Genomic DNA, 24,294 nt, shown 5'->3' with positions numbered 1-24,294 from the left:
GGCGGCCGCATCCGGTCCGTGAGGAGGAAAGGCCTTGAAAGACTTGCTCAATCTGTTGAAAAACCAGGGTCAACTCGAGGAGTTCGATGCCATCCGTATCGGTCTGGCCTCGCCCGAGATGATTCGCTCCTGGTCGTTCGGTGAAGTTAAGAAGCCGGAGACCATCAACTACCGTACCTTCAAGCCGGAGCGCGACGGTCTGTTCTGCGCCAAGATCTTTGGCCCGGTCAAGGACTACGAGTGCCTGTGCGGAAAGTACAAGCGTCTCAAGCATCGCGGCGTGATCTGCGAGAAGTGCGGCGTGGAAGTCGCCCTGGCCAAGGTGCGCCGCGAGCGCATGGGCCACATCGAGCTGGCTTCGCCTGTTGCCCACATCTGGTTCCTGAAGTCGCTGCCGTCCCGTATCGGCCTGCTGCTGGACATGACCCTGCGTGACATCGAGCGCGTGCTCTATTTCGAGAGCTACGTGGTGATCGATCCGGGCATGACCACCCTCGAGAAGTATCAGCTGCTCAACGACGAGCAGTACTTCGAGGCCCTGGAAGAGTTCGGTGACGACTTCGACGCCCGCATGGGTGCGGAAGCCGTATTCCAGCTGCTCGGCGCCATTGATCTGGAGCACGAGATCGGCCGCCTGCGCGAAGAGATTCCGCAGACCAATTCCGAGACCAAGATCAAGAAGCTGTCCAAGCGCCTCAAGCTGATGGAAGCCTTCCAGGGCTCCGGCAACAAGCCGGAGTGGATGGTCATGACCGTGCTGCCCGTGCTGCCGCCGGACCTGCGTCCGCTGGTGCCGCTGGATGGCGGCCGCTTCGCGACCTCCGACCTGAACGACCTCTATCGTCGCGTCATCAACCGGAACAACCGCCTCAAGCGGCTGCTCGACCTCGCCGCGCCCGACATCATCGTGCGCAACGAGAAGCGCATGCTGCAGGAAGCCGTCGACGCCCTGCTGGATAACGGCCGTCGCGGTCGCGCCATTACCGGTTCCAACAAGCGCCCGCTGAAGTCCCTGGCCGACATGATCAAGGGCAAGCAGGGTCGTTTCCGTCAGAACCTGCTGGGCAAGCGCGTCGACTACTCCGGTCGTTCCGTGATCACCGTGGGTCCGACCCTGCGTCTGCACCAGTGCGGCCTGCCCAAGAAGATGGCCCTGGAGCTGTTCAAGCCTTTCATCTTCGGCAAGCTGGAAGCCCGTGGCATGGCGACCACCATCAAGGCCGCCAAGAAGATGGTCGAGCGCGAGCTGCCCGAGGTCTGGGACGTTCTCGCCGAAGTCATCCGCGAACACCCCGTGCTGCTCAACCGCGCCCCGACCCTGCACCGCCTGGGTATCCAGGCGTTCGAGCCGGTCCTCATCGAAGGCAAGGCCATCCAGCTGCACCCGCTGGTCTGCGCCGCGTACAACGCCGACTTCGACGGTGACCAGATGGCCGTGCACGTGCCGCTGACGCTGGAAGCCCAGCTGGAAGCGCGCGCCCTGATGATGTCGACCAACAACATCCTGTCGCCCGCCAACGGCGAGCCGATCATCGTGCCGTCGCAGGACGTGGTTCTGGGTCTGTACTACATGACCCGCGAAGCCATCAACGCCAAGGGCGAGGGCCGCGTGTTCGCCGACCTGCAGGAAGTCGATCGCGTCTTCCGTGCCGGCGAAGCCGCACTGCACGCCAAGGTCAAGGTGCGCATCAACGAGACCATCCGTCACAAGGACGGCAGCCTGACCAAGAACACCCGCATCGTCGACACCACCGTCGGCCGTGCGCTGCTGTTCCAGGTCGTGCCCGCCGGTCTGCCGTACGACGTGGTCAACCAGTCGATGAAGAAGAAGGCCATCTCCAAGCTGATCAACCACTGCTACCGCGTGGTGGGTCTGAAGGACACCGTCATCTTCGCCGACCAGTTGATGTACACCGGTTTCGCCTATTCGACCCTGTCTGGCGTCTCCATCGGCGTTAATGACTTCGTCATTCCGGACGAGAAGGCTCGCATCATCGATGCCGCCACCGCCGAAGTGAAGGAGATCGAGAGCCAGTACGCCTCCGGCCTGGTGACCCAGGGCGAGAAGTACAACAAGGTGATCGACCTCTGGTCGAAGGCCAACGACGAAGTGTCCAAGGCGATGATGACCAACCTCTCGAAAGAGAAGGTCATCGACCGTGAGGGCAAGGAAGTCGACCAGGAGTCCTTCAACTCCATGTACATGATGGCCGATTCCGGCGCCCGGGGTTCCGCGGCCCAGATTCGTCAGCTCGCCGGCATGCGTGGCCTGATGGCCAAGCCGGACGGCTCCATCATCGAAACGCCCATCACCGCCAACTTCCGTGAAGGCCTGAACGTACTCCAGTACTTCATCTCCACCCACGGCGCCCGTAAGGGTCTGGCGGATACCGCACTGAAGACCGCGAACTCCGGTTACCTGACCCGTCGTCTCGTCGACGTGGCCCAGGATCTGGTAGTGACTGAGGTCGATTGCGGTACCGAGCGCGGCCTGATCATGACCCCGCACATCGAAGGCGGTGACGTGGTCGAGCCCCTGGGTGAGCGCGTTCTGGGTCGAGTCATCGCCCGTGACGTGCCCAAGCCGGGTACCGAAGAGATCATCGTGCCTGCAGGCACCCTGGTCGACGAGCGCTGGGTCGAGTTCCTCGAGCTCAACAGCGTCGACGAAGTCGTGGTGCGTTCGCCGATCACCTGCGAAACCCGTCATGGCATCTGCGCCAAGTGCTACGGTCGCGATCTGGCTCGCGGTCACCAGGTCAACATCGGTGAAGCGGTCGGCGTCATCGCCGCCCAGTCCATCGGTGAGCCGGGTACCCAGCTGACCATGCGTACCTTCCACATCGGTGGTGCGGCCAGCCGGACCTCCGCGGCCGACAGCGTCCAGGTCAAGAACGGCGGTGCCATCCGGCTGCACAACCTGAAGCACGTCGAACGTGCCGATGGCGCCCTGGTTGCCGTATCCCGTTCCGGCGAGCTGGCCATTGCCGATGAATTCGGTCGTGAGCGCGAGCGCTACAAGCTGCCCTACGGTGCCGTGATTTCGGTCAAGGAAGGCGACAAGGTCGACGCTGGCGCTATCGTCGCCAAGTGGGACCCGCACACCCACCCCATCGTCACCGAGATGGACGGTACCGTGGCCTTCGTCGGTATGGAGGAGGGCATCACCATCAAGCGCCAGACCGACGAACTGACCGGTCTGACCAACATCGAGGTGCTCGACGCCAAGGATCGCCCGACTTCCGGCAAGGACATCCGTCCGGCGGTCAAGCTGATCGACGCCAATGGCAAGGACCTGCTGCTGCCGGGTACCGACGTACCGGCCCAGTACTTCCTGCCGCCGAACGCGCTGGTCAACCTGAGTGACGGTGCCAAGGTGCATGTGGGTGACGTCATCGCACGTATCCCCCAGGAAACCTCCAAGACCCGCGACATCACCGGTGGTCTGCCCCGCGTGGCCGATCTCTTCGAGGCGCGTCGTCCCAAGGAGCCGGCAATCCTGGCTGAGATCAGCGGTACCATCTCCTTCGGCAAGGAAACCAAGGGCAAGCGTCGCCTGGTCATTACTCCGACCGACGGCACCGATCCCTATGAGGAGCTGATTCCGAAGTGGCGCCACCTGAACGTCTTCGAAGGCGAACAGGTAAGCCGCGGCGAAGTCATCTCCGATGGTCCGAGCAACCCGCACGACATCCTGCGCCTGCTGGGTGTCAGCGCGCTGGCCAAGTACATCGTCAACGAGATCCAGGACGTGTACCGCCTGCAGGGCGTGAAGATCAACGACAAGCACATCGAGACCATCCTGCGGCAGATGCTGCGCAAGGTCGAGGTGAGCGATACCGGTGATTCGAGCTTCATCAAGGGCGACCAGGTCGAACTGACCCACGTCCTGGAAGAGAACGAGCAGCTGGTCGGCAACGATCGTTTCGTCGCCAAGTACGAGCGTGTTCTGCTGGGTATCACCAAGGCCTCGCTGTCCACCGAGTCCTTCATCTCGGCTGCTTCGTTCCAGGAGACCACCCGTGTCCTGACCGAGGCTGCCGTGACTGGCAAGCGCGACTTCCTGCGCGGCCTGAAGGAAAACGTGGTGGTGGGTCGTCTGATCCCGGCCGGTACCGGTCTGGCCTACCACAGCGAGCGCAAGCGTCAGCGCGAACTCGGCAAGCCGCAGCGCGTGAGCGCCAGCGAGGCCGAGGCCGCTCTGACCGAAGCGCTGAACTCTAGCGCCAGCTGAGTTCGGTAGCAGGTCTCGCTTGACAAAGCCCCCGGCGCCCCAGGCGTCCGGGGGCTTTGTCTTGACTGGAGCGCCTAAGCTCTTTAGACTTTCGTTCCCCGAAAATGGGCAGGACTAACGTTCTGTCATTTCGTTTATGTCGCAAGACAATCAGTGGAGCTATAGATGGCAACTATCAACCAGCTGGTGCGTAGTGCACGCAAGCGTCTCGTCGAGAAATCCGACGTGCCTGCGCTGCAAAACTGCCCGCAACGTCGTGGCGTGTGCACTCGCGTGTACACCACCACTCCCAAGAAGCCCAACTCCGCACTGCGGAAGGTCTGCCGTGTGCGTCTGACCAACGGCTTCGAAGTCACCTCCTACATCGGTGGTGAAGGTCACAACCTGCAGGAACACAGCGTCGTGCTGATCCGCGGTGGCCGGGTCAAGGATCTGCCGGGTGTGCGTTATCACACCGTGCGCGGCTCGCTGGACACCACCGGTGTGAAGGACCGCAAGCAGGGCCGTTCCAAGTACGGCACCAAGCGTCCGAAGTAATCACCTTTCTTTTTGTTCGAGTCGATAAGAGTAAGGTCGGGCAGCGTGTCCCGAGCTAACCTGAAGACCGTTTTGAGGGCTTATCAATGCCAAGACGTCGTGTAGCGGCCAAGCGCGAAATACTTGACGATCCGAAATACGGAAGCCAGATCCTGGCCAAGTTCATGAACCACGTGATGGAGAGCGGCAAGAAAGCCGTTGCCGAGCGTATCGTTTATGGTGCTCTGGACAAGGTCAAAGAGCGTTCCAAGAATGCCGAACCCCTGGAAGTTTTCGAAAAAGCGCTCGACGCCATCGCTCCGCTGGTCGAAGTGAAGTCCCGCCGTGTCGGCGGTGCTACCTACCAGGTGCCGGTTGAGGTTCGTCCTTCCCGTCGTAATGCCCTGGCCATGCGCTGGCTGGTGGACTCCGCGCGCAAGCGCGGCGAAAAGTCCATGGCTCTGCGCCTGGCGGGTGAACTCATGGACGCTTTTGAAGGCAAGGGTGCCGCAGTCAAGAAGCGCGAAGACGTGCATCGCATGGCAGAAGCCAACAAGGCCTTCTCGCACTACCGCTTCTAAGCCTAGCGCTTCCAATTAAGCGAGGACCTTATGGCTCGTACAACCGCTATTAACCGCTACCGGAACATCGGTATCTGCGCCCACGTGGACGCAGGTAAGACGACTACTACCGAGCGGATTCTGTTCTACACCGGCGTGAACCACAAAATGGGTGAGGTTCATGACGGCGCTGCGACCATGGACTGGATGGTGCAGGAGCAGGAGCGTGGTATCACCATCACCTCCGCTGCCACCACCGCGTTCTGGTCCGGTTCGACCAAGCAGTACGACAAGTACCGCGTGAACATCATCGATACCCCCGGCCACGTGGACTTCACCATTGAGGTGGAGCGTTCCCTGCGCGTGCTGGATGGTGCGGTAGTGGTGTTCTGCGGCACCTCCGGTGTCGAGCCCCAGTCCGAAACCGTATGGCGTCAGGCCAACAAGTACGGCGTACCGCGTATCGTCTACGTCAACAAGATGGACCGTGCCGGTGCCAACTTCCTGCGCGTTGTCGAGCAGATCAAGAAGCGCCTGGGCCACACTCCGGTCCCGGTTCAGCTGGCCATCGGCTCGGAAGACAACTTCCAGGGTCAGATCGACCTGCTGAAGATGAAGGCCATCTTCTGGAACGACGACGACCAGGGCATGACCTACCGCGAGGAAGACATTCCTGCGGACATGCTGGCTGACGCCGAGCAGTGGCGCTCCAACATGGTCGAGGCTGCGGCCGAAGCCAACGAAGAGCTGATGAACAAGTACCTGGAAGGCGGCGAGCTGTCGATCGACGAGATCAAGGCCGGCCTGCGTCAGCGTACCATCGCCTGCGAAATCGTCCCGGCCGTCTGCGGTTCGTCCTTCAAGAACAAGGGCGTGCCCCTGGTTCTGGACGCCGTGATCGACTTCCTGCCGGCGCCCATCGAGATTCCCGCGATCAAGGGTACCAACCCGGACAACGAGGAAATCGCCGACGAGCGTCATGCAGACGACAATGAGCCCTTCTCGGCTCTGGCGTTCAAGATCGCGACCGACCCCTTCGTCGGTACCCTGACCTTCGCTCGCGTTTATTCGGGCGTCCTGAGCTCCGGTGACTCCGTCATCAACTCGGTGAAAGGCAAGAAAGAACGCGTCGGCCGTATGGTGCAGATGCACGCCAACACCCGTGAAGAGATCAAGGAAGTTCGTGCTGGCGACATCGCCGCCCTGATCGGCATGAAGGACGTCACCACCGGTGACACCCTGTGCTCGATCGAGAAGCCGATCATCCTCGAGCGCATGGACTTCCCGGAGCCGGTGATTTCGGTCGCCGTCGAGCCGAAGACTAAGGCCGACCAGGAGAAGATGGGCATCGCACTGGGCAAGCTGGCTCAGGAAGATCCCTCGTTCCGAGTCAAGACCGACGAAGAGTCCGGTCAGACCATCATCTCCGGCATGGGCGAGCTGCACCTGGACATCCTGGTGGACCGCATGAAGCGCGAATTCGGCGTGGAAGCGAACATCGGTAAGCCTCAGGTCGCCTACCGCGAAACCATCCGCAACACCTGCGAGATCGAAGGCAAGTTCGTTCGCCAGTCGGGTGGTCGTGGTCAGTTCGGTCATTGCTGGATCCGCTTCGCACCGGCTGACGAAGGTCAGGAAGGTCTGGAGTTCGTGAGCGAAGTCGTGGGCGGTGTGATTCCGAAGGAATACATCCCGGCGATCCAGAAGGGCATCGAAGAGCAGATGAAGAACGGTATCGTTGCCGGCTATCCGCTGCTCGGTCTGAAGGCCGCTGTGTTCGATGGTTCCTACCATGACGTCGACTCCAACGAGATGGCATTCAAGATCGCTGCCTCCATGGCGACCAAGCAGCTCACCCAGAAGGGTGGTGCCGTGCTGCTCGAGCCGATCATGAAGGTCGAGGTCGTGACCCCGGAAGACTACATGGGCGACGTCATGGGCGACCTGAACCGTCGTCGTGGCCTGATCCAGGGTATGGAAGACACCGTGACCGGCAAGGTCATCCGTGCCGAGGTTCCGCTGGGCGAGATGTTTGGCTACGCTACGGATGTCCGCTCCATGTCTCAGGGTCGCGCAAGCTACTCCATGGAGTTCTCCAAGTACTCCGAAGCTCCGTCGAACATCGCCGAAGCCATCATCAAGAAACAAGCTTAATCAGCGCTTTGACTAGAGGTTTTATCTCGTGGCTAAAGAAAAATTCGAACGTAACAAACCGCACCTGAACGTGGGCACCATCGGTCACGTTGACCATGGCAAGACCACTCTGACCGCAGCGCTGACCAAAGTCTGTGCCGACACCTGGGGCGGTTCCGCTCGTGGTTTCGACCAGATCGACAACGCGCCGGAAGAAAAGGCTCGCGGTATCACCATCAACACTTCCCACGTTGAGTACGATTCGGCGACCCGTCACTACGCGCACGTCGATTGCCCCGGCCACGCTGACTACGTGAAGAACATGATCACCGGTGCTGCCCAGATGGACGGCGCGATCCTGGTTTGCTCGGCTGCTGACGGCCCCATGCCGCAGACCCGCGAGCACATCCTGCTGTCCCGTCAGGTAGGCGTTCCCTACATCGTCGTGTTCCTGAACAAGGCCGACATGGTTGACGACGCCGAGCTGCTGGAACTGGTCGAAATGGAAGTTCGCGATCTGCTGAACACCTACGACTTCCCGGGCGACGACACTCCGATCGTGATCGGCTCCGCGCTGATGGCCCTGAACGGCCAGGATGACAACGAGATGGGCGTTTCTGCCGTGCGCAAGCTGGTCGAAACCCTGGACTCCTACATCCCCGAGCCCGAGCGTGCCATCGACAAGCCGTTCCTGATGCCGATCGAAGACGTGTTCTCGATCTCCGGTCGTGGCACCGTGGTAACCGGTCGTGTCGAGCGTGGCATCGTCAAGGTCCAGGAAGAAGTCGAGATCGTGGGCATCAAGGCCACCGTCAAGACCACCTGCACCGGCGTTGAAATGTTCCGCAAGCTGCTGGACGAAGGTCGTGCCGGTGAGAACGTCGGCGTCCTGCTGCGTGGCACCAAGCGTGAAGACGTCGAGCGTGGCCAGGTTCTGGCCAAGCCGGGCACCATCAAGCCGCACACCAAGTTCGAGTGCGAAGTGTACGTGCTGTCCAAGGAAGAAGGCGGTCGTCACACTCCGTTCTTCAAGGGCTACCGTCCGCAGTTCTACTTCCGTACCACTGACGTGACCGGTAACTGCGAACTGCCGGAAGGCGTCGAGATGGTGATGCCGGGCGACAACATCAAGATGGTTGTCACCCTGATCGCTCCGATCGCGATGGAAGATGGTCTGCGTTTCGCCATCCGTGAGGGCGGTCGTACCGTCGGCGCCGGCGTGGTTGCCAAGATCATCGAGTAATCGATTGATCTGAAACGAAAAAAGGCCCTTCGGGGCCTTTTTTCTTGCCTCATGAAATTGACAGATGGCAAAAGAGGCGTTCTTGACAGCGGTCGGCGACATCCTTAGAATTGCGCCTCCTTTAATCGGGCACCTTTTTGCCCGAGGGGAAAGCTTGGAGTCTGAGGTCAAATGCAAAATCAACAAATCCGTATTCGGTTGAAGGCTTTTGATCATCGCCTGATCGATCAATCCACCCAGGAAATCGTGGAAACCGCGAAACGTACTGGTGCTCAGGTGCGTGGTCCGATTCCTCTGCCTACCCGCAAGGAACGTTACACAGTGCTGATTTCTCCGCACGTCAACAAGGACGCTCGTGACCAGTACGAAATCCGTACCCACAAGCGTGTGCTCGACATCGTTCAGCCCACCGACAAGACCGTCGATGCGCTGATGAAGCTCGATCTCGCCGCTGGCGTTGAAGTGCAAATCAGCCTCGGCTGAGACCGTCAAGGTTTCAGTCGTGTAACGCTCTGAAATGGGCGGCCATAGCGGGTGAAAGCCCCGTACACTCAAGAGGTTCTCAACATGACGATTGGTTTAGTCGGTCGTAAATGCGGTATGACCCGCGTTTTCACCGAAGAAGGCGTTTCCGTTCCGGTTACGGTCATTGAGATCGAGCCGAATCGTGTAACCCAATTCAAAAGCGAAGAAACCGATGGCTACCGTGCCATTCAGGTGACCGTGGGCGAGCGTCGTGCTTCCCGCGTGACCAAGGCGCAAGCCGGTCACTTCGCCAAGGCCAGCGTTGCTGCTGGTCGTAGCGTCCTCGAATTCCGCCTGGAAGACGGTGAGTACAAGGCTGGTGACGAAGTCACCGTAGCCCTGTTCGAAGCCGGTCAGATGGTTGATGTCACTGGTCAGTCCAAAGGTAAGGGCTACGCCGGTACCATCAAGCGCTGGAACTTCCGTGGTCAGGACAACACCCACGGTAACTCCGTTTCCCACCGTGCACCTGGTTCCATCGGCCAGTGCCAGACTCCTGGTCGAGTGTTCAAGGGCAAGAAAATGTCCGGTCACCTGGGTGCGGAGCGTGTAACCGTTCAGTCGCTGGAAGTCGTGCGTGTAGACGCCGAGCGCAACCTGCTGCTGGTCAAGGGTGCCGTCCCCGGCGCGCCGGGTGGTGACGTGATCGTACGTCCCGCCGTCAAGGCCCGTGGTTGAGAGGAGAGAGAACATGCAACTCAATGTGAATGGCTCTCAAGCTATCGAAGTCTCCGAGCACACCTTCGGCGGTGAATTCAACGAGACCCTGGTTCACCAGGCAGTCGTGGCCTACATGGCTGGCGGTCGTCAGGGCACCCGTGCCCAGAAGACCCGTTCCGAAGTCAGTGGTGGCGGCAAGAAGCCCTGGCGTCAGAAGGGCAGCGGTCGTGCCCGTGCCGGTACCATCCGCAGCCCCATCTGGCGCTCCGGTGGCGTGGCTTTCGCAGCCAAGCCCCAGGACCACAGCCAGAAGCTGAACAAGAAGATGTACCGCGCTGCCCTGCGCTCCATCCTCGCCGAGCTGGTCCGTCTGGATCGTCTGGTCGTGGTTGACGACTTTGCCGTCGACGCGCCCAAGACCAAGACCCTGGTCAGCAAGCTGGACGGCCTGGGCCTGAGCGACGTGCTGATCGTGACCGATGCTGTCGACCAGAACCTGTATCTGGCCGCCCGCAATCTGCCTTTCGTCGACGTGCGTGATGTCCAGGGTTCCGACCCGGTCAGCCTGATCGCCTACGACAAGGTGCTGGTCACTGTGTCCGCCGTGAAGAAATTCGAGGAGCTGCTGGCATGAACCAGGAACGCGTATTCAAAGTGCTGCTTGGCCCGCACATCTCCGAGAAGGCCACCATGCTGGCGGACAGCCAGAAGCAGTTCGTATTCAAGGTTGCCACCGATGCAACCAAGCTGGAAATCAAGAAGGCCGTCGAGCAGCTGTTCGAGGTCAAGGTTCGCAGCGTCAGCACCCTGAACGTTCAGGGCAAGACCAAGCGCACCGCTCGTGGTCTGGGCAAGCGTAACGACTGGAAAAAAGCGTACATCGCGCTCCAGCCGGGCCAGGATCTCGACTTTTCCAGCAGCGCCGAGTAATCAGGGGGCATCATGGCAATCGTAAAATGCAAGCCGACCTCCGCTGGCCGCCGCTTTGTGGTCAAGGTGGTCAACTCTGATCTGCACAAAGGCGCGCCTTACGCTCCTTTGCTGGAGAAGAAGAGCAAGTCCGGCGGCCGTAACAACAATGGTCGTATCACCACTCGCCACATTGGCGGTGGTCACAAGCAGCACTACCGTCTGGTCGATTTCCGTCGCAACAAGGATGGCATCCCTGCCGTCGTTGAGCGTATCGAATACGATCCGAACCGTACTGCTCACATCGCTCTGCTGAAGTACGCCGACGGCGAGCGTCGCTACATCATCGCCCCCAAGGGCGTTGCTGCTGGTGATCAGCTCATGTCCGGCGCTGGCGCGCCCATCAAGGCTGGCAACAACCTGCCGCTGCGTAACGTGCCGGTCGGTAGCACCGTTCACGGTATCGAGCTGAAGCCCGGTAAAGGCGCTCAGATCGCTCGTTCCGCTGGTACCTCCGCTCAGCTGGTTGCCCGCGAAGGCGCCTACGTCACCGTGCGTCTGCGCAGCGGTGAAATGCGCAAGGTGCTGTCGGAGTGCCGTGCCACCCTGGGCGAAGTGTCCAATGGTGAGCATAGCCTGCGTTCGCTGGGTAAGGCCGGTGCCACCCGCTGGCGCGGTGTTCGTCCGACCGTTCGTGGTGTTGCCATGAACCCGGTTGATCACCCGCATGGTGGTGGTGAGGGTCGTACTTCCGGTGGCCGTCATCCGGTTTCGCCATGGGGCGTCAAGACCAAGGGTCTCAAGACGCGCTCCAACAAGCGTACCGACAAGATGATTGTCCGTCGCGGCAAGTAATCAGTAGAGGATTCGACTGTGCCCCGTTCTCTGAAGAAAGGTCCTTTTATCGATCTTCACCTGTTGAAGAAGATCGAAGTCGCGGTGGAAAAGAACGACCGCAAGCCGATCAAGACTTGGTCGCGTCGTTCGATGATCCTGCCGCAAATGGTCGGTCTGACCATTGCTGTGCACAACGGTCGTCAACATGTCCCCGTTCTGGTGAACGAAGACATGGTAGGCCACAAACTCGGCGAGTTCGCTGCTACCCGCACCTATCGCGGTCATGCGGCTGACAAGAAAGCCAAGCGTTAAGGGGTAAGGAAGATGGAAGTAGCCGCTAAGCTGTCGGGCGCTCGTATCTCCGCCCAGAAAGCCCGCTTGGTCGCCGACCAGATCCGCGGGAAGAAGGTGGGCGAAGCGCTCAACCTGTTGACTTTCAGCAGCAAGAAAGCCGCTGAGATCATGAAGAAAGTGCTCGAGTCGGCCGTGGCCAACGCAGAGCACAATGAAGGCGCCGACGTGGATGACCTGAAGGTTTCCACTGTCTTCGTAAACGAAGGTCGTTCGCTCAAGCGCATCATGCCGCGTGCCAAAGGTCGTGCTGATCGCATCGTGAAGCGGTCTTGCCATATCACGGTCAAGGTTGCGGACAAGTAACGGAGTCGATCAGATGGGTCAGAAAGTACATCCCAATGGCATTCGCCTGGGTATCGTCAAGGAGCACACTTCGGTCTGGTACGCGGATAAGCGCACTTATGCGGATTATCTGCTGGCCGACCTGAAGGTTCGTGAGTACCTCCAGGACAAACTAAAAAGCGCGTCCGTAAGCCGTATCGATATTCATCGTCCGGCTCAAACCGCACGCATCACCATCCACACCGCCCGTCCCGGTATCGTGATCGGCAAGAAGGGTGAGGATGTTGAGAAGCTGCGTCAGGACCTGACCGCAAGAATGGGTGTGCCTGTGCACATCAACATCGAAGAGATCCGCAAGCCGGAGCTCGACGGTGCCCTGGTTGCGCAGAGTGTTGCGCAGCAGCTTGAGCGTCGTGTGATGTTCCGTCGCGCCATGAAGCGCGCCGTACAGAACGCGATCCGCATTGGTGCCAAAGGCATCAAGATTCAGGTGAGCGGTCGTTTGGGCGGTGCTGAAATCGCCCGTACCGAGTGGTATCGCGAAGGTCGTGTGCCCCTGCACACCCTGCGTGCCGATATCGACTACGCCACTGCGGAAGCTCACACCACCTACGGTGTGATCGGTGTGAAGGTCTGGATCTTCAAGGGTGAGGTCATTGGTGGCCGCCAGGAAGAGCTCAAGCCCATCGCCCCGGCTCCGCGCAAAAAAGCTGCTGCTAAGTAAGGAGTACGCAACATGCTGCAACCCAAGCGTACAAAATTCCGTAAGCAGATGACCGGCCACAACCGTGGTCTGGCTCATCGTGGTAGCAAGGTCAGCTTCGGCGAGTACGCGCTGAAGGCTGTCGGCCGTGGCCGTCTGACCGCTCGCCAGATCGAATCCGCACGTCGTGCGCTGACCCGTCACGTGAAGCGTGGCGGCAAGATCTGGATCCGCGTCTTCCCTGACAAGCCTGTCACCAAGAAGCCTCTCGAAGTGCGGATGGGTAAAGGTAAGGGTAGTGTCGAGTACTGGGTAGCCCAGATCCAGCCGGGCAAGGTCCTGTACGAGATCGAGGGTGTTTCCGAGGATCTGGCTCGTCAGGCGTTCGCCCTGGCCGCTGCCAAGCTTCCGCTCGAAACCTCCTTTGTTAAGCGGACGGTGATGTGATGAAAGCGAAAGATTTGCGTGAGAAATCCGTAGAGGAGCTGAACGAGCAGCTTCTCAACCTGCTGCGTGAACAGTTCAATCTGCGTATGCAGAAGGCAACTGGCCAGTTGGGTCAGTCTCACATGCTCTCGCAAGTGAAGCGCGACATCGCTCGCGTCAAGACTGTGCTGAACCAGCAGGCAGGTAAGTGATCATGGCTGAAGCTGAAAAAACTGTCCGTACGCTGACCGGCCGAGTGGTCAGCGACAAGATGGACAAAACCGTCACCGTACTGATCGAGCGTCGCGTCAAGCACCCGATCTACGGCAAATACGTGAAGCGTTCCACCAAGCTGCACGCTCACGACGAAACCAATCAGTGCCGCATTGGTGACCTGGTCACCATTCGCGAAACCCGCCCGCTGGCCAAGACCAAGGCGTGGACCCTGGTTGACGTCGTCGAGCGCGCCGTTCAGGTATAAGGGTAGAGAGCCATGATCCAGACTCAATCCATGCTTGACGTCGCCGACAACAGCGGCGCTCGTCGCGTGATGTGCATCAAGGTGCTCGGCGGTTCCCACCGCCGTTACGCCGGCATCGGCGACATCATCAAAGTCACCGTCAAGGAAGCAATTCCGCGCGGCAAGGTGAAGAAAGGTCAGGTGATGACTGCTGTCGTCGTGCGTACCAAGCACGGCGTCCGTCGCACCGACGGTTCCATCATCCGCTTCGACGGCAACGCCGCGGTTCTGCTGAACAACAAGCAAGAGCCGATTGGCACCCGTATCTTTGGGCCGGTGACCCGTGAACTTCGCTCCGAGAAGTTCATGAAGATCGTCTCCCTTGCCCCCGAAGTGCTGTAAGGAGTAGCCGACATGCAAAAGATTCGTCGTGAAGACGAGGTAATCGTCATTGCCGGCAAGGACAAGGGCAAACGTGGCAAGGTGCTGAAGGTGCTCGCCGATGACCGTCTGGTCGTTGGTGGGGTCAACCTGGTCAAGCGCCACACCAAGCCCAACCCCATGCTGGGCGTTCAGGGTGGCATCGTAGAGAAAGAAGCTCCTCTGCATGTCTCCAACGTTGCCATTTTCAACTCCGAGACCAACAAGGCTGACCGCGTTGGTTTCAAAGTCGAAGACGGCAAGAAGATTCGTATCTTCAAGTCGACCCAAAAAGCGGTCCAGGCCTGAAGCTGCTAGGTAGATCACCATGGCTCGATTGAAAGAGATTTATCGGAAGGAAATCGCGCCCAAGCTGAAAGAGCAGCTTCAGCTGGGTAACGTGATGGAAGTTCCGCGTATCACCAAGATCACCTTGAACATGGGTCTGGGCGAAGCGGTCGGTGACAAGAAGATCATCGACAACGCTGTAGCTGACCTGGAAAAGATCGCTGGTCAAAAGCCGGTCGTGACTTATGCCCGCAACTCCATTGCTGGCTTCAAGATTCGCGAAGGCTGGCCGATCGGCGTCAAGGTGACCCTGCGTAGCGATCGCATGTACGAATTCCTGGATCGTCTGCTGTCCATCTCCCTGCCGCGCGTGCGTGACTTCCGCGGCCTGAATGCCAAGTCCTTTGATGGTCGTGGCAACTACAGCATGGGCGTGAAAGAGCAGATCATCTTCCCGGAAATCGATTACGACAAGATCGATGCGCTGCGTGGTATGGACATCACCCTGACCACCACCGCTCGTACCGACGAGGAAGGCCGTGCGCTGCTGCGCGCGTTCAACTTCCCGTTCCGTAACTGATTGAGGTCTTCAGATGGCTAAGCAAAGCATGATTAACCGCGAGCTGAAGCGTCAGCAGACGGTTGCCAAGTACGCCAAGAAGCGCGCCGAGCTGAAGGCGACCATCGGTAATGTCAACGCCTCCCCCGAGGATCGTTGGAATGCCCAGGTCGCCCTGCAGAAGCAGCCCCGTGACGCCAGCGCTAGCCGCATGCGTAACCGCTGCCGCCTGACCGGTCGTCCGCATGGCGTGTACCGCAAGTTCGGTCTGTCCCGCATCAAGCTGCGTGAAGCAGCCATGCGCGGTGACGTGCCCGGCCTGGTGAAGGCCAGCTGGTAACAGCTAGCGCCTTTCATCGCGGTAAATGAATCAAGCCCCTTTTGGGGCTTGATTCGTTTCAGGCTGATCTCTAGAATGCTCGGCTCGCCCGAATCGGCCTATTGCCGAGGGGCGATTTTGAGAGCCGGTAGGCTCAATTTCTGTATTAGGAGCTAATAGCCCATGAGTATGCAGGACCCGTTAGCAGACATGCTAACTCGTATCCGTAATGCCCAGATGGCTGAAAAGGCCGTTGTGAGCATGCCTTCTTCCAAGCTGAAGGCTGCCGTTGCCAAAGTCCTCAAGGACGAAGGTTACATCGCGGATTTTCAGGTCAGCGCGGAATCCAAGCCGTCGCTGTCCATCGAGCTGAAGTACTTCGAAGGCAAGCCTGTCATCGAAGAGCTGAAGCGTAGCAGCCGTCCCGGTCTGCGCCAGTACAAAGCCGTTGACCAGCTGCCGAAAGTGCGTGGTGGTCTGGGCGTGTCGATCGTTTCCACCAACAAAGGTGTGATGACTGATCGCGCAGCCCGTGCTGCTGGTGTTGGCGGCGAAGTGCTCTGCACAGTCTTCTAAGGGGAATCAGCATGTCTCGCGTTGCTAAAAACCCTGTAAGACTGCCTGCAGGCGTCGAAGTTAATCTGGCCGGTCAGGCTCTTTCGATCAAGGGTGCCAAGGGCGCTCTGGAACTGAAGGTCCATCCGTCCGTTGAAGTCACCCAAGAGTCCGGTGAGCTGCGTTTCGCTGCTCGCAATGGTGATCAGCAGACCCGTGCGATGGCCGGCACTACCCGTGCCCTGGTCAACAACATGGTGGTCGGCGTCAGCCAGGGCTTCGAGCGCAAGCTGCAACTGGTCGGTGTGGGCTACAAGGCCCAGGCCAAAGGTCAGGTGCTGAACCTCGCTCTGGGCTTCTCTCACCCCGTGGACTACGACCTGCCGCAAGGCATCACCGCAGAAACCCCCAACCAGACCGAAATCCTGATCAAGGGTATCGACAAGCAGCTGGTCGGCCAGGTCGCGGCTGAGATTCGTGGTTTCCGTCCGCCAGAGCCTTACAAGGGCAAGGGTGTACGGTATGCCGACGAAGTCGTCCACCGTAAAGAAGCCAAGAAAAAGTAGGGCATAGCAAATGACCGTCAAGAAAGAAACCCGACTGCGTCGCGCTCGCAAGGCTCGCCTGAAGATGCGCGAACTGGAAGTGGTCCGTCTGTGCGTGTACCGCTCTTCCCAGCACATCTATGCCCAGGTCATCGCGGCCGACGGCGGCAAGGTCCTGGCCAGTGCTTCTACGCTGGACAAAGAACTGCGCGAGAGCGCTACCAGCAACGTCGAGGCGGCCAAGAAAGTTGGTCTGCTGGTCGCCGAGCGTGCCAAGGCCGCTGGCGTTACCCAGGTGGCCTTTGACCGTTCTGGCTTCAAGTACCATGGTCGCGTCAAGGCGCTGGCCGACGCTGCTCGTGAAGGCGGGCTGGAGTTCTAAGTCATGTCAAATAACGATCAAAAGCGCGACGAAGGCTACATCGAGAAGCTGGTTCAAGTTAACCGCGTAGCCAAAACCGTGAAAGGCGGCCGTATCTTCGCCTTCACCGCTCTGACCGTGGTTGGCGATGGCAAAGGCCGCGTTGGCTTCGGCCGTGGCAAGGCGCGTGAAGTGCCTGCCGCTATCCAGAAGGCTATGGAAGCTGCTCGCCGCAACATGATCCAGGTGGATCTGAACGGCACTACTCTGCAGTACCCGGTCAAGGCTGCCCATGGCGCCTCCAAGGTGTACATGCAGCCCGCTTCCGACGGTACCGGCATCATCGCTGGCGGTGCCATGCGCGCCGTGCTGGAAGTGGCCGGTGTGCAGAACGTCCTGGCCAAGTGCTACGGCTCCACCAACCCGGTAAACGTGGTGTATGCGACCTTTGAAGGTCTCAAGCACATGCAGGCGCCGGAAGCTGTTGCTGCCAAGCGTGGCAAGAGCGTCGAGGAGATCCTCTGATCATGGCTAATGCAACCGTAAAGGTCACGCTGATCAAGAGCGTCCATGGCCGTCTGGCCAATCACAAGGCTTGCGTCAAGGGTCTCGGCCTGCGTCGCATCAATCATACCGTCGAAGTTCAGGACACCCCTGAGAATCGCGGCATGATTAACAAGGCCTACTACCTTCTGCGTGTGGAGGGTTAAGTCATGAAATTGAACGATCTGCGTTCCGCCCCCGGCGCTCGCCGCGAGAAGCTGCGTCCCGGTCGTGGTATCGGTAGCGGCCTGGGCAAGACCGGTGGCCGCGGCCACAAGGGTCTGACCTCCCGCTCCGGTGGCAAGGTTGCCCCCGGTTTCGAGGGTGGCCAGCAGCCGCTGCACCGTCGTCTGCCGAAGTTCGGCTTCGTATCGCTGAAAGCCCTGGACCGCGCCGAGGTTCGTACCTCCGAGCTGGCCAAGGTCGATGTCGATGTGGTCGATCTGCAGGCGCTGAAAGACGCCAACGTGATCAGCCGCGACATCAAGCGTGTCAAGGTTGTGCTGTCCGGCGACGTCACTCGTGCCGTCACCCTGAAGGGCATTGGTGCCACCAAGGGCGCACGTGCAGCCATCGAAGCAGCTGGCGGCAAGATCGAGGAATAAATGGCTAAGCAAGGTGCTCTCTCTGCGCTCAGCAAGACCGGTGGTATGTCCGAGCTGTGGACCCGCCTCCGATTCCTGTTCCTGGCGATCATCGTCTACAGGATCGGTGCGCACATCCCTGTTCCGGGTATCAATCCCGATCAGCTGGCCGCACTGTTCAGGCAGAACGAGGGGACCATTCTTAGCCTCTTCAACATGTTCTCCGGTGGTGCGCTGGAGCGGATGAGCATCTTTGCACTGGGGATCATGCCGTACATCTCGGCATCGATCATCATGCAGCTGCTTACCGCGATCAGCCCACAGCTGGAGCAATTGAAGAAAGAGGGTGAGTCTGGTCGTCGCAAGATCAGCCAGTACACCCGTTACGGCACGCTGGTTCTGGCGCTCGTTCAGGCCACCGGGATGTCGGTAGGACTCGCCAGTCAGGGCGTTGCGTTCAGCGTGGGCTTCAGCTTCTATTTCGTTGCTGTCACCACCTTTGTCGCCGGCGCTCTGTTCATGATGTGGCTGGGTGAGCAGATCACCGAGCGCGGTATCGGCAATGGCATCTCGATGCTGATCTTCGCCGGCATCGTCGCGGGCTTGCCTCGCGCCATCGGTCAGTCCTTCGAGTCGGCACGGCAGGGCGATATCAACATCTTCGCACTGATCATGGTCGGTGTGGTGGCGGTCGCCATCATTGCCTTCGTGGTGTTCATCGAGCGTGGGCAGCGTCGTATCGCCGTGCACTACGCCAAGCGTCAGCAGGGCCGCAAGGTCTTCGCTGCGCAGAACAGCCATCTGCCGCTCAAGGTGAACATGGCTGGTGTCATTCCGGCGATCTTCGCCAGTAGCATCCTGCTGTTCCCGGCGTCGCTCGGTTCGTGGTTCGGTCAGTCCGAAGGGCTCGGCTGGTTGCAGGACGTGGCTCAGGCCATCGCTCCCGGTCAGCCGCTGAACATCTTGCTGTTTAGTGCAGGGATCATTTTCTTCTGCTTCTTCTATACGGCGCTGATGTTCAACCCAAAAGACGTGGCTGAGAACCTGAAGAAATCCGGCGCGTTCATTCCGGGTATCCGTCCTGGTGAGCAGTCCGCACGCTATATCGATGGCGTGCTGACCCGTCTGACCATGTTCGGTGCCCTGTACATGACGGCGGTGTGCTTGTTGCCCCAGTTCCTGGTGGTCGCGGCGAACGTGCCGTTCTATCTCGGCGGGACCTCGTTGCTGATCGTGGTGGTAGTGGTCATGGACTTCATGTCTCAGGTCCAATCCCATCTTGTATCTCATCAATACGAGTCCCTGATGAAGAAAGCCAACCTGAAGGGATACGGCAGCGGCATGATGCGCTGATCCGTTACCCGTAAGGTTAGAGGAGTTGTCATGAAAGTTCGTGCATCGGTCAAGAAGCTGTGCCGTAACTGCAAGATCATTCGTCGCGAAGGCGTCGTACGCGTGATCTGCAGCGCTGAACCGCGTCACAAGCAGCGCCAAGGCTGAGTGTGAACCACGCGTCTAACCCGGCAGCTAGTGTGCTGCCGGGTTGATCATTTGTTCCTACAGCGTTAATATCGCGCGCCCTTTTCTTGGCTTCCGGGGCGTCGGTAGCTGTCAATTGGAGTTTTTCTGAATGGCCCGTATTGCAGGCGTCAACATTCCAGATAACAAACATACTGTTATCTCGCTGACCTACATCTATGGTGTCGGTCGCACCACCTCTCAGAAGATCTGCGCGGCCACCGGCATCGAGCCGACCGTCAAGATCAAAGAACTGAGCGACGAGCAGGTCGATCAGCTGCGTAACGAGGTCGCCAAAATCCTCACCGAGGGTGACCTGCGCCGCGAAATCAACATGAACATCAAGCGCCTGATGGATCTGGGTTGCTACCGCGGTCTGCGTCACCGCCGTGGTCTGCCGGTCCGTGGTCAGCGTACCAAGACCAATGCCCGTACCCGTAAGGGCCCGCGCAAGCCGATCCGCAAGTAATCGCATCCGCGAATCGACAGGAATCTAGTCATGGCAAAACCTGCTGCTCGTCCTCGTAAGAAAGTCAAAAAGACAGTGGTTGATGGCATCGCCCATATCCACGCGTCTTTCAACAACACCATCGTGACCATCACCGATCGTCAGGGCAATGCGTTGTCCTGGGCGACCTCCGGTGGCTCCGGCTTCCGTGGCTCCCGTAAGAGCACCCCGTTCGCTGCGCAGATCGCTGCCGAACGTGCCGGCCAAGCCGCTCTGGAATATGGTCTGAAGAATCTGGACGTGAACGTCAAAGGTCCCGGCCCCGGCCGTGAGTCCGCTGTTCGCGCCCTGAATGCCTGTGGTTACAAGATCGCCAGCATCACCGACGTGACGCCTATCCCGCATAACGGGTGCCGTCCGCCGAAGAAGCGTCGCGTGTAATAGGAGACAGTGAGAAATGGCTCGTTACATTGGTCCCAAGTGCAAACTGTCCCGCCGCGAAGGCACTGACCTCTTCCTGAAGAGCGGCGCTCGTGCCCTCGACTCGAAGTGCAAGCTGGAAACCGTTCCTGGCCAGCATGGTCAGCGTCGCGGTCGTCTGTCCGATTACGGTCTGCAGCTGCGTGAAAAGCAGAAAGTTCGCCGTATGTATGGCGTGCTCGAGCGTCAGTTCGCCGGTTACTACCAGGAAGCTGCCCGTCGCAAGGGTGCTACCGGTGAGAACCTGCTGCAGCTGCTCGAATGCCGTCTGGACAACGTGGTGTATCGCATGGGCTTTGGTGCCACTCGCGCTGAATCGCGCCAGCTGGTCTCCCACAAGTCGATCACCGTCAACGGTCAGACCGTTAACATTCCCTCCTATCAGGTCAAGGTCGGCGACGTCGTCGCGGTCCGTGAAAAGGCCAAAAACCAGCTGCGTATCGCTCAAGCTCTCGAGCTGTGCGGCCAGCGTGGCCGGGTTGAGTGGGTCGAAGTGAGCACCGAGAAAAAGGAAGGCACCTTCAAAAACGTGCCGGCCCGTGGTGATCTCTCCGCCGACATCAACGAAAACCTGATTGTCGAGCTCTACTCCAAGTAAGGGCTAGAAAGTAGGTGCATCCATGCAGAGTTCGGTAAATGAGTTCCTGACCCCCCGCCATATTGATGTGCAGGCGGTTAGTCAGACCCGTGCCAAGATCACCCTCGAGCCTCTCGAGCGTGGTTTCGGCCATACCTTGGGCAACGCGCTGCGGCGTATCCTGTTGTCCTCCATGCCTGGCTGCGCGGTAGTCGAAGCAGAGATCGACGGTGTTCTGCACGAGTACAGCGCCATCGAAGGCGTGCAGGAAGACGTGATCGAGATCCTGCTCAACCTCAAGGGTCTGGCCATCAAGTTGCACGGCCGTGACGAAGTCACTCTGAGTCTGAGCAAGAAAGGTCAGGGGCCAGTTCTGGCCTCCGACATTCAGGTCGATCACGACGTCGAGATCGTCAACGGTGAGCACGTCATCGCCCACCTGGCGGACAACGGTTCGCTGAACATGAAGCTGAAAATCGCGCGCGGTCGTGGCTATGAGCCCGCCGATGCGCGTCAGAGCGAAGAAGACGAAACCCGCGCAATCGGTCGTCTCCAGCTCGATGCTACGTTCAGCCCGGTTCGTCGCGTGGCCTATGTGGTGGAAAACGCCCGGGTCGAACAGCGTACCAACCTGGACAAGCTCGTGCTTGACCTGGAAACCAACGGTACCCTGGATCCGGAAGAAGCCATCCGCCGTGCCGCCACCATCCTGCAGCAGCAGCTGGCAGCGTTTGTCGACCTCAAGGGCGACAGCGAGCCGGTCGTGGTCGAGCAGGAAGACGAGATCGATCCGATCCTGCTGCGTCCGGTAGACGATCTGGAACTGACCGTTCGTTCGGCTAACTGCCTCAAGGCGGAGAACATCTACTACATCGGTGACCTGATTCAGCGTACCGAAGTGGAGCTGCTCAAGACCCCGAACCTGGGCAAGAAGTCCCTGACCGAAATCAAGGACGTCCTGGCCTCCCGTGGTCTGTCGCTCGGTATGCGCCTGGACAACTGGCCCCCTGCAAGCCTTAAGAAGGACGACAAGGCTACTGCCTGATCGTCATTGTTCACCGAACGATAGTTTGGGAAGGAATTTCAATCATGCGTCATCGTAAAAGTGGTCGTCATCTGAGCCGCACGAGCGCACACCGCAAGGCCATGTTTCAGAACATGGCTGTGTCGCTGTTCGAGCACGAGCTGATCAAAACTACCCTGCCGAAAGCCAAGGAACTGCGCCGCGTTGCCGAGCCGCTGATCACCCTGGCCAAGGAAGACAGCGTCGCCAATCGTCGCCTGGCTTTCGACCGTACCCGTTCGAAAGCTGCCGTTGGCAAGCTGTTCAACGACCTGGGCAAGCGCTACGCCAACCGTCCGGGTGGCTACCTGCGCATCCTGAAGTGCGGCTTCCGCGCTGGCGACAACGCGCCCATGGCGTACGTCGAGCTGATCGACCGCCCTGTTGGTGGTACTGTGGAACAAGCTGCTGAATAAGTAGCTGCCTTCCAGGAAAAGCCGGGCTCTTGCCCGGCTTTTTCATGTCCGGCATTCGGCTAGAGCAATGCGGGCAATATGGGTTCTCCTGGTTTTCTCTATCAGGGTGCTAGGATCAATAAATTAGTCCTAAAGTATTGCCATGGCGATACTTCTCCCAAGCGATCAGCCAACGCGATCCAGAGGGAGAAAACCTGTGACTGACACCAAGATCCTCACCACCGCCAGCGGCATCCCGGTGGCCGATAATCAGAATTCCCGTACCGCCGGTCCCCGTGGCCCGCTGATGCTCGACGACTTCCATCTGGTCGAGAAGCTGGCGCATTTTAATCGGGAAGTCATTCCCGAGCGTCGGGTGCACGCCAAGGGGTCTGCTGCCTATGGCACCTTTACCGTCACCCAGGACATCACCCACCTGACCAGCGCCAAGTTGTTCGCCACCGTTGGCAAGCAGACCGAGACCATCCTGCGTTTTTCCACCGTGGGTGGCGAGCGCGGCTCGGCGGATACCGAGCGCGATCCGCGTGGCTTTGCCCTGAAGTTCTATACCGAGGAAGGTAACTGGGACATCGTCGGCAACAACACCCCGGTGTTCTTCATCCGTGATCCCCTCAAGTTTCCCGACTTCATCCATACCCAGAAACGCGATCCCTGGAGCAACCTGAAGAGCCCTCAGATGATGTGGGACTTCTGGTCGCTGTCGCCGGAGTCGCTGCATCAGGTGACCATCCTTTTTTCCGATCGCGGCATTCCGGATGGCTATCGCTTCATGCATGGCTTCGGTAGCCACACCTTCAGCCTGATCAACGCCCAGGGCGAGCGGCACTTCGTGAAGTTTCACTTCAAGAGTCAGCAGGGGATCAAGAACCTGGCGCCTGCCGAAGCGGCGCGCCTGGCAGGTACAGATCCGGACTACAGCCAGCGCGACCTGTTCCAGGCCATCGAGCGCGGTGAATTCCCGCGCTGGAAGATGTGCATCCAGGTGATGAGCGAACAGGAGGCAGCCGGTCGTGCCGAGAATCCCTTCGATGTGACCAAGGTCTGGTCGCAGCAGGAGTACCCGTTGCAGGAAGTGGGCGTGCTGGAACTCAACCGCAATCCGCAGAACTACTTTGCCGAAGTGGAGCAGGCCTCCTTTGCACCGAGCAACGTGGTGCCGGGCATAGGCCTGTCGCCCGATCGCATGCTGCAGGGCCGGGTATTCGCCTACGCCGATGCCCAGCGGTATCGGGTGGGGACCAACTACCAGCAACTGCCAGTCAACGCTCCCCGTTGCCCCTATGCCAACAACCAGCGGGATGGTGCCATGCGCTTCGATGGCAATGGTGGTTCGCAGCCGAACTACGAGCCGAACAGCTATGGCCACACGCCCAAGCAGGCGCCGCAGTATCGAGAGCCCGCGCTGAACTTTGCAGGTCCCGCCGATCGCTACGATCACCGGGTGGACGAGGACTACTACAGCCAGGCCGGTGCGCTGTTCCGCCTGATGAATGCGGACCAGCAGGCGCTACTGATCGGCAACATCGTCGGGGCCATGGGTTCGGTGACCCGTGATGTCCAGCTGCGGCAGATCGGTCACTTCCTCAAGGCCGACCCCGCCTATGGGATGGGTATCGCCAAGGGCCTGGGAATAGATCCCAGCGAAGTGGCCTGACACAGAGGAAAGGAAAAGCCCGGCGCATGCCGGGCTTTTTTTGTCCGTGAAAAAAATGCGGGAAAGGCTGTCTCGGACGCCGCTTGCGACGTCGCAGTGCTAAGGTTCGCATCAAGCGCGAA

34 protein-coding genes are annotated in these 24,294 nt (G+C 59.5%); all 34 read left to right on the top strand.

Translation table 11 applies throughout. From position 1 onward, the window contains the following. Positions 1–34: 34 nt before the first annotated feature. The 34 genes from rpoC to ACWPW1_RS20800 all read left to right on the top strand — a co-directional run bounded on the left by rpoC (position 35) and on the right by ACWPW1_RS20800 (position 24,172). Positions 35–4,234, top strand: a complete 4,200-nt coding sequence (gene rpoC / locus ACWPW1_RS20965; RefSeq protein ID WP_007163090.1) for a DNA-directed RNA polymerase subunit beta' — start codon at positions 35–37, stop codon at positions 4,232–4,234. 165 nt (positions 4,235–4,399) lie between these two features. Next, positions 4,400–4,771, top strand: a complete 372-nt coding sequence (gene rpsL / locus ACWPW1_RS20960; protein WP_058765563.1) for a 30S ribosomal protein S12 — start codon at positions 4,400–4,402, stop codon at positions 4,769–4,771. 86 nt (positions 4,772–4,857) lie between these two features. Further along, on the top strand, positions 4,858–5,331 hold the full coding sequence (gene rpsG / locus ACWPW1_RS20955) for a 30S ribosomal protein S7 (protein WP_007163088.1): 474 nt from the start codon (positions 4,858–4,860) through the stop codon (positions 5,329–5,331). 30 nt (positions 5,332–5,361) lie between these two features. Beyond that, complete coding sequence (gene fusA / locus ACWPW1_RS20950) at positions 5,362–7,464, top strand: elongation factor G (protein WP_059316464.1); 2,103 nt, start codon at positions 5,362–5,364, stop codon at positions 7,462–7,464. Positions 7,465–7,492: 28 nt separating this feature from the next. Further along, positions 7,493–8,686 (top strand): elongation factor Tu, encoded by a 1,194-nt coding sequence (gene tuf, locus ACWPW1_RS20945; RefSeq protein ID WP_059316463.1) that lies wholly within the window; start codon positions 7,493–7,495, stop codon positions 8,684–8,686. A 171-nt stretch (positions 8,687–8,857) separates the two neighbouring features. Further along, a complete protein-coding gene (gene rpsJ, locus ACWPW1_RS20940) occupies positions 8,858–9,169 on the top strand; it encodes a 30S ribosomal protein S10 (RefSeq protein ID WP_003243886.1) in 312 nt (103 codons plus the stop codon). A gap of 84 nt (positions 9,170–9,253) precedes the next feature. Then, a complete protein-coding gene (rplC, locus tag ACWPW1_RS20935) occupies positions 9,254–9,889 on the top strand; it encodes a 50S ribosomal protein L3 (protein ID WP_007161251.1) in 636 nt (211 codons plus the stop codon). A 13-nt stretch (positions 9,890–9,902) separates the two neighbouring features. Beyond that, a complete protein-coding gene (rplD, locus tag ACWPW1_RS20930; RefSeq protein WP_007161250.1) occupies positions 9,903–10,505 on the top strand; it encodes a 50S ribosomal protein L4 in 603 nt (200 codons plus the stop codon). Continuing rightward, positions 10,502–10,801 carry a 50S ribosomal protein L23 gene (rplW, locus tag ACWPW1_RS20925; RefSeq protein WP_007161249.1) on the top strand — a complete coding sequence of 100 codons (300 nt, stop codon included), beginning with the start codon at positions 10,502–10,504 and terminating at the stop codon, positions 10,799–10,801. Before rplD ends, rplW begins: the two co-directional genes overlap by 4 nt. Positions 10,802–10,813: 12 nt before the next feature. Further along, the gene (gene rplB / locus ACWPW1_RS20920) at positions 10,814–11,635 is read left to right on the top strand and encodes a 50S ribosomal protein L2 (RefSeq protein WP_059316462.1); all 822 of its coding nucleotides are present in this window, start codon (positions 10,814–10,816) and stop codon (positions 11,633–11,635) included. An 18-nt stretch (positions 11,636–11,653) separates the two neighbouring features. After that, positions 11,654–11,929 (top strand): 30S ribosomal protein S19, encoded by a 276-nt coding sequence (gene rpsS, locus ACWPW1_RS20915; RefSeq protein WP_010796754.1) that lies wholly within the window; start codon positions 11,654–11,656, stop codon positions 11,927–11,929. A 12-nt stretch (positions 11,930–11,941) separates the two neighbouring features. After that, complete coding sequence (gene rplV, locus ACWPW1_RS20910; protein WP_007161246.1) at positions 11,942–12,274, top strand: 50S ribosomal protein L22; 333 nt, start codon at positions 11,942–11,944, stop codon at positions 12,272–12,274. Between the two features lie 13 nt (positions 12,275–12,287). Further along, complete coding sequence (gene rpsC / locus ACWPW1_RS20905; RefSeq protein WP_059316461.1) at positions 12,288–12,977, top strand: 30S ribosomal protein S3; 690 nt, start codon at positions 12,288–12,290, stop codon at positions 12,975–12,977. 12 nt (positions 12,978–12,989) lie between these two features. After that, a complete protein-coding gene (gene rplP, locus ACWPW1_RS20900; RefSeq protein WP_017640282.1) occupies positions 12,990–13,403 on the top strand; it encodes a 50S ribosomal protein L16 in 414 nt (137 codons plus the stop codon). Further along, positions 13,403–13,594 carry a 50S ribosomal protein L29 gene (gene rpmC, locus ACWPW1_RS20895; RefSeq protein ID WP_454253890.1) on the top strand — a complete coding sequence of 64 codons (192 nt, stop codon included), beginning with the start codon at positions 13,403–13,405 and terminating at the stop codon, positions 13,592–13,594. The genes rplP and rpmC overlap by 1 nt, the downstream gene beginning before the upstream one ends. Positions 13,595–13,596: 2 nt before the next feature. Beyond that, a complete protein-coding gene (rpsQ, locus tag ACWPW1_RS20890) occupies positions 13,597–13,863 on the top strand; it encodes a 30S ribosomal protein S17 (protein WP_007161242.1) in 267 nt (88 codons plus the stop codon). 12 nt (positions 13,864–13,875) lie between these two features. Then, complete coding sequence (rplN, locus tag ACWPW1_RS20885) at positions 13,876–14,244, top strand: 50S ribosomal protein L14 (protein WP_007161241.1); 369 nt, start codon at positions 13,876–13,878, stop codon at positions 14,242–14,244. Positions 14,245–14,256: 12 nt separating this feature from the next. Further along, complete coding sequence (gene rplX / locus ACWPW1_RS20880) at positions 14,257–14,571, top strand: 50S ribosomal protein L24 (protein WP_059316460.1); 315 nt, start codon at positions 14,257–14,259, stop codon at positions 14,569–14,571. A gap of 19 nt (positions 14,572–14,590) precedes the next feature. Continuing rightward, positions 14,591–15,130, top strand: coding sequence for a 50S ribosomal protein L5 (rplE, locus tag ACWPW1_RS20875; protein ID WP_007161239.1), 540 nt, complete (start codon positions 14,591–14,593; stop codon positions 15,128–15,130). A gap of 13 nt (positions 15,131–15,143) precedes the next feature. Further along, positions 15,144–15,449, top strand: a complete 306-nt coding sequence (gene rpsN, locus ACWPW1_RS20870) for a 30S ribosomal protein S14 (RefSeq protein WP_017640284.1) — start codon at positions 15,144–15,146, stop codon at positions 15,447–15,449. A gap of 162 nt (positions 15,450–15,611) precedes the next feature. After that, the gene (gene rpsH / locus ACWPW1_RS20865) at positions 15,612–16,004 is read left to right on the top strand and encodes a 30S ribosomal protein S8 (protein WP_017640285.1); all 393 of its coding nucleotides are present in this window, start codon (positions 15,612–15,614) and stop codon (positions 16,002–16,004) included. 11 nt (positions 16,005–16,015) lie between these two features. Beyond that, positions 16,016–16,549 carry a 50S ribosomal protein L6 gene (rplF, locus tag ACWPW1_RS20860; protein ID WP_017640286.1) on the top strand — a complete coding sequence of 178 codons (534 nt, stop codon included), beginning with the start codon at positions 16,016–16,018 and terminating at the stop codon, positions 16,547–16,549. Between the two features lie 10 nt (positions 16,550–16,559). Next, entirely contained in the window at positions 16,560–16,910 is a 351-nt protein-coding gene (rplR, locus tag ACWPW1_RS20855; protein WP_059316459.1) for a 50S ribosomal protein L18, read from the top strand. Positions 16,911–16,913: 3 nt separating this feature from the next. Then, entirely contained in the window at positions 16,914–17,414 is a 501-nt protein-coding gene (gene rpsE / locus ACWPW1_RS20850; RefSeq protein ID WP_059316458.1) for a 30S ribosomal protein S5, read from the top strand. A 2-nt stretch (positions 17,415–17,416) separates the two neighbouring features. Next, positions 17,417–17,599, top strand: a complete 183-nt coding sequence (gene rpmD / locus ACWPW1_RS20845; protein ID WP_059316457.1) for a 50S ribosomal protein L30 — start codon at positions 17,417–17,419, stop codon at positions 17,597–17,599. Between the two features lie 3 nt (positions 17,600–17,602). Continuing rightward, positions 17,603–18,037, top strand: coding sequence for a 50S ribosomal protein L15 (gene rplO / locus ACWPW1_RS20840; protein WP_007161232.1), 435 nt, complete (start codon positions 17,603–17,605; stop codon positions 18,035–18,037). Then, positions 18,038–19,369: a preprotein translocase subunit SecY gene (gene secY / locus ACWPW1_RS20835; protein WP_027599183.1), complete on the top strand. Its 1,332-nt coding sequence runs from the start codon at positions 18,038–18,040 to the stop codon at positions 19,367–19,369. A 30-nt stretch (positions 19,370–19,399) separates the two neighbouring features. Continuing rightward, positions 19,400–19,516, top strand: a complete 117-nt coding sequence (gene rpmJ, locus ACWPW1_RS20830; protein WP_002555468.1) for a 50S ribosomal protein L36 — start codon at positions 19,400–19,402, stop codon at positions 19,514–19,516. A 130-nt stretch (positions 19,517–19,646) separates the two neighbouring features. Continuing rightward, complete coding sequence (gene rpsM / locus ACWPW1_RS20825) at positions 19,647–20,003, top strand: 30S ribosomal protein S13 (RefSeq protein ID WP_059316456.1); 357 nt, start codon at positions 19,647–19,649, stop codon at positions 20,001–20,003. Positions 20,004–20,033: 30 nt separating this feature from the next. Next, complete coding sequence (gene rpsK / locus ACWPW1_RS20820) at positions 20,034–20,423, top strand: 30S ribosomal protein S11 (protein ID WP_003281811.1); 390 nt, start codon at positions 20,034–20,036, stop codon at positions 20,421–20,423. A 16-nt stretch (positions 20,424–20,439) separates the two neighbouring features. Beyond that, complete coding sequence (gene rpsD, locus ACWPW1_RS20815; RefSeq protein ID WP_059316455.1) at positions 20,440–21,060, top strand: 30S ribosomal protein S4; 621 nt, start codon at positions 20,440–20,442, stop codon at positions 21,058–21,060. A gap of 22 nt (positions 21,061–21,082) precedes the next feature. Continuing rightward, complete coding sequence (locus ACWPW1_RS20810) at positions 21,083–22,084, top strand: DNA-directed RNA polymerase subunit alpha (protein WP_059316454.1); 1,002 nt, start codon at positions 21,083–21,085, stop codon at positions 22,082–22,084. A gap of 44 nt (positions 22,085–22,128) precedes the next feature. Next, positions 22,129–22,518: a 50S ribosomal protein L17 gene (rplQ, locus tag ACWPW1_RS20805; protein ID WP_007161227.1), complete on the top strand. Its 390-nt coding sequence runs from the start codon at positions 22,129–22,131 to the stop codon at positions 22,516–22,518. Between the two features lie 196 nt (positions 22,519–22,714). Continuing rightward, positions 22,715–24,172 carry a catalase gene (locus ACWPW1_RS20800; RefSeq protein WP_454253889.1) on the top strand — a complete coding sequence of 486 codons (1,458 nt, stop codon included), beginning with the start codon at positions 22,715–22,717 and terminating at the stop codon, positions 24,170–24,172. Positions 24,173–24,294: the final 122 nt, after the last annotated feature.

This window comes from Pseudomonas sp. Marseille-Q7302 (assembly GCF_965111925.1).
This window is presented reverse-complemented; position numbering and strand designations above follow the sequence as displayed.

What these genes read in the sequence shown, in the direction of transcription:
- rpsL (WP_058765563.1), top strand. Translation starts at nt 4,400, where the DNA reads ATGGCAACTATCAACCAGCTGGTGCGTAGTGCACGCAAGCGTCTCGTC.
- rpsG (WP_007163088.1), top strand. Translation starts at nt 4,858, where the DNA reads ATGCCAAGACGTCGTGTAGCGGCCAAGCGCGAAATACTTGACGATCCG.
- fusA (WP_059316464.1), top strand. Translation starts at nt 5,362, where the DNA reads ATGGCTCGTACAACCGCTATTAACCGCTACCGGAACATCGGTATCTGC.
- rpsJ (WP_003243886.1), top strand. Translation starts at nt 8,858, where the DNA reads ATGCAAAATCAACAAATCCGTATTCGGTTGAAGGCTTTTGATCATCGC.
- rplC (WP_007161251.1), top strand. Translation starts at nt 9,254, where the DNA reads ATGACGATTGGTTTAGTCGGTCGTAAATGCGGTATGACCCGCGTTTTC.
- rplD (WP_007161250.1), top strand. Translation starts at nt 9,903, where the DNA reads ATGCAACTCAATGTGAATGGCTCTCAAGCTATCGAAGTCTCCGAGCAC.
- rplW (WP_007161249.1), top strand. Translation starts at nt 10,502, where the DNA reads ATGAACCAGGAACGCGTATTCAAAGTGCTGCTTGGCCCGCACATCTCC.
- rplB (WP_059316462.1), top strand. Translation starts at nt 10,814, where the DNA reads ATGGCAATCGTAAAATGCAAGCCGACCTCCGCTGGCCGCCGCTTTGTG.
- rplV (WP_007161246.1), top strand. Translation starts at nt 11,942, where the DNA reads ATGGAAGTAGCCGCTAAGCTGTCGGGCGCTCGTATCTCCGCCCAGAAA.
- rpsC (WP_059316461.1), top strand. Translation starts at nt 12,288, where the DNA reads ATGGGTCAGAAAGTACATCCCAATGGCATTCGCCTGGGTATCGTCAAG.
- rplP (WP_017640282.1), top strand. Translation starts at nt 12,990, where the DNA reads ATGCTGCAACCCAAGCGTACAAAATTCCGTAAGCAGATGACCGGCCAC.
- rpmC (WP_454253890.1), top strand. Translation starts at nt 13,403, where the DNA reads ATGAAAGCGAAAGATTTGCGTGAGAAATCCGTAGAGGAGCTGAACGAG.
- rpsQ (WP_007161242.1), top strand. Translation starts at nt 13,597, where the DNA reads ATGGCTGAAGCTGAAAAAACTGTCCGTACGCTGACCGGCCGAGTGGTC.
- rplN (WP_007161241.1), top strand. Translation starts at nt 13,876, where the DNA reads ATGATCCAGACTCAATCCATGCTTGACGTCGCCGACAACAGCGGCGCT.
- rplX (WP_059316460.1), top strand. Translation starts at nt 14,257, where the DNA reads ATGCAAAAGATTCGTCGTGAAGACGAGGTAATCGTCATTGCCGGCAAG.
- rplE (WP_007161239.1), top strand. Translation starts at nt 14,591, where the DNA reads ATGGCTCGATTGAAAGAGATTTATCGGAAGGAAATCGCGCCCAAGCTG.
- rpsN (WP_017640284.1), top strand. Translation starts at nt 15,144, where the DNA reads ATGGCTAAGCAAAGCATGATTAACCGCGAGCTGAAGCGTCAGCAGACG.
- rpsH (WP_017640285.1), top strand. Translation starts at nt 15,612, where the DNA reads ATGAGTATGCAGGACCCGTTAGCAGACATGCTAACTCGTATCCGTAAT.
- rplF (WP_017640286.1), top strand. Translation starts at nt 16,016, where the DNA reads ATGTCTCGCGTTGCTAAAAACCCTGTAAGACTGCCTGCAGGCGTCGAA.
- rplR (WP_059316459.1), top strand. Translation starts at nt 16,560, where the DNA reads ATGACCGTCAAGAAAGAAACCCGACTGCGTCGCGCTCGCAAGGCTCGC.
- rpsE (WP_059316458.1), top strand. Translation starts at nt 16,914, where the DNA reads ATGTCAAATAACGATCAAAAGCGCGACGAAGGCTACATCGAGAAGCTG.
- rpmD (WP_059316457.1), top strand. Translation starts at nt 17,417, where the DNA reads ATGGCTAATGCAACCGTAAAGGTCACGCTGATCAAGAGCGTCCATGGC.
- rplO (WP_007161232.1), top strand. Translation starts at nt 17,603, where the DNA reads ATGAAATTGAACGATCTGCGTTCCGCCCCCGGCGCTCGCCGCGAGAAG.
- secY (WP_027599183.1), top strand. Translation starts at nt 18,038, where the DNA reads ATGGCTAAGCAAGGTGCTCTCTCTGCGCTCAGCAAGACCGGTGGTATG.
- rpmJ (WP_002555468.1), top strand. Translation starts at nt 19,400, where the DNA reads ATGAAAGTTCGTGCATCGGTCAAGAAGCTGTGCCGTAACTGCAAGATC.
- rpsM (WP_059316456.1), top strand. Translation starts at nt 19,647, where the DNA reads ATGGCCCGTATTGCAGGCGTCAACATTCCAGATAACAAACATACTGTT.
- rpsK (WP_003281811.1), top strand. Translation starts at nt 20,034, where the DNA reads ATGGCAAAACCTGCTGCTCGTCCTCGTAAGAAAGTCAAAAAGACAGTG.
- rpsD (WP_059316455.1), top strand. Translation starts at nt 20,440, where the DNA reads ATGGCTCGTTACATTGGTCCCAAGTGCAAACTGTCCCGCCGCGAAGGC.
- ACWPW1_RS20810 (WP_059316454.1), top strand. Translation starts at nt 21,083, where the DNA reads ATGCAGAGTTCGGTAAATGAGTTCCTGACCCCCCGCCATATTGATGTG.
- rplQ (WP_007161227.1), top strand. Translation starts at nt 22,129, where the DNA reads ATGCGTCATCGTAAAAGTGGTCGTCATCTGAGCCGCACGAGCGCACAC.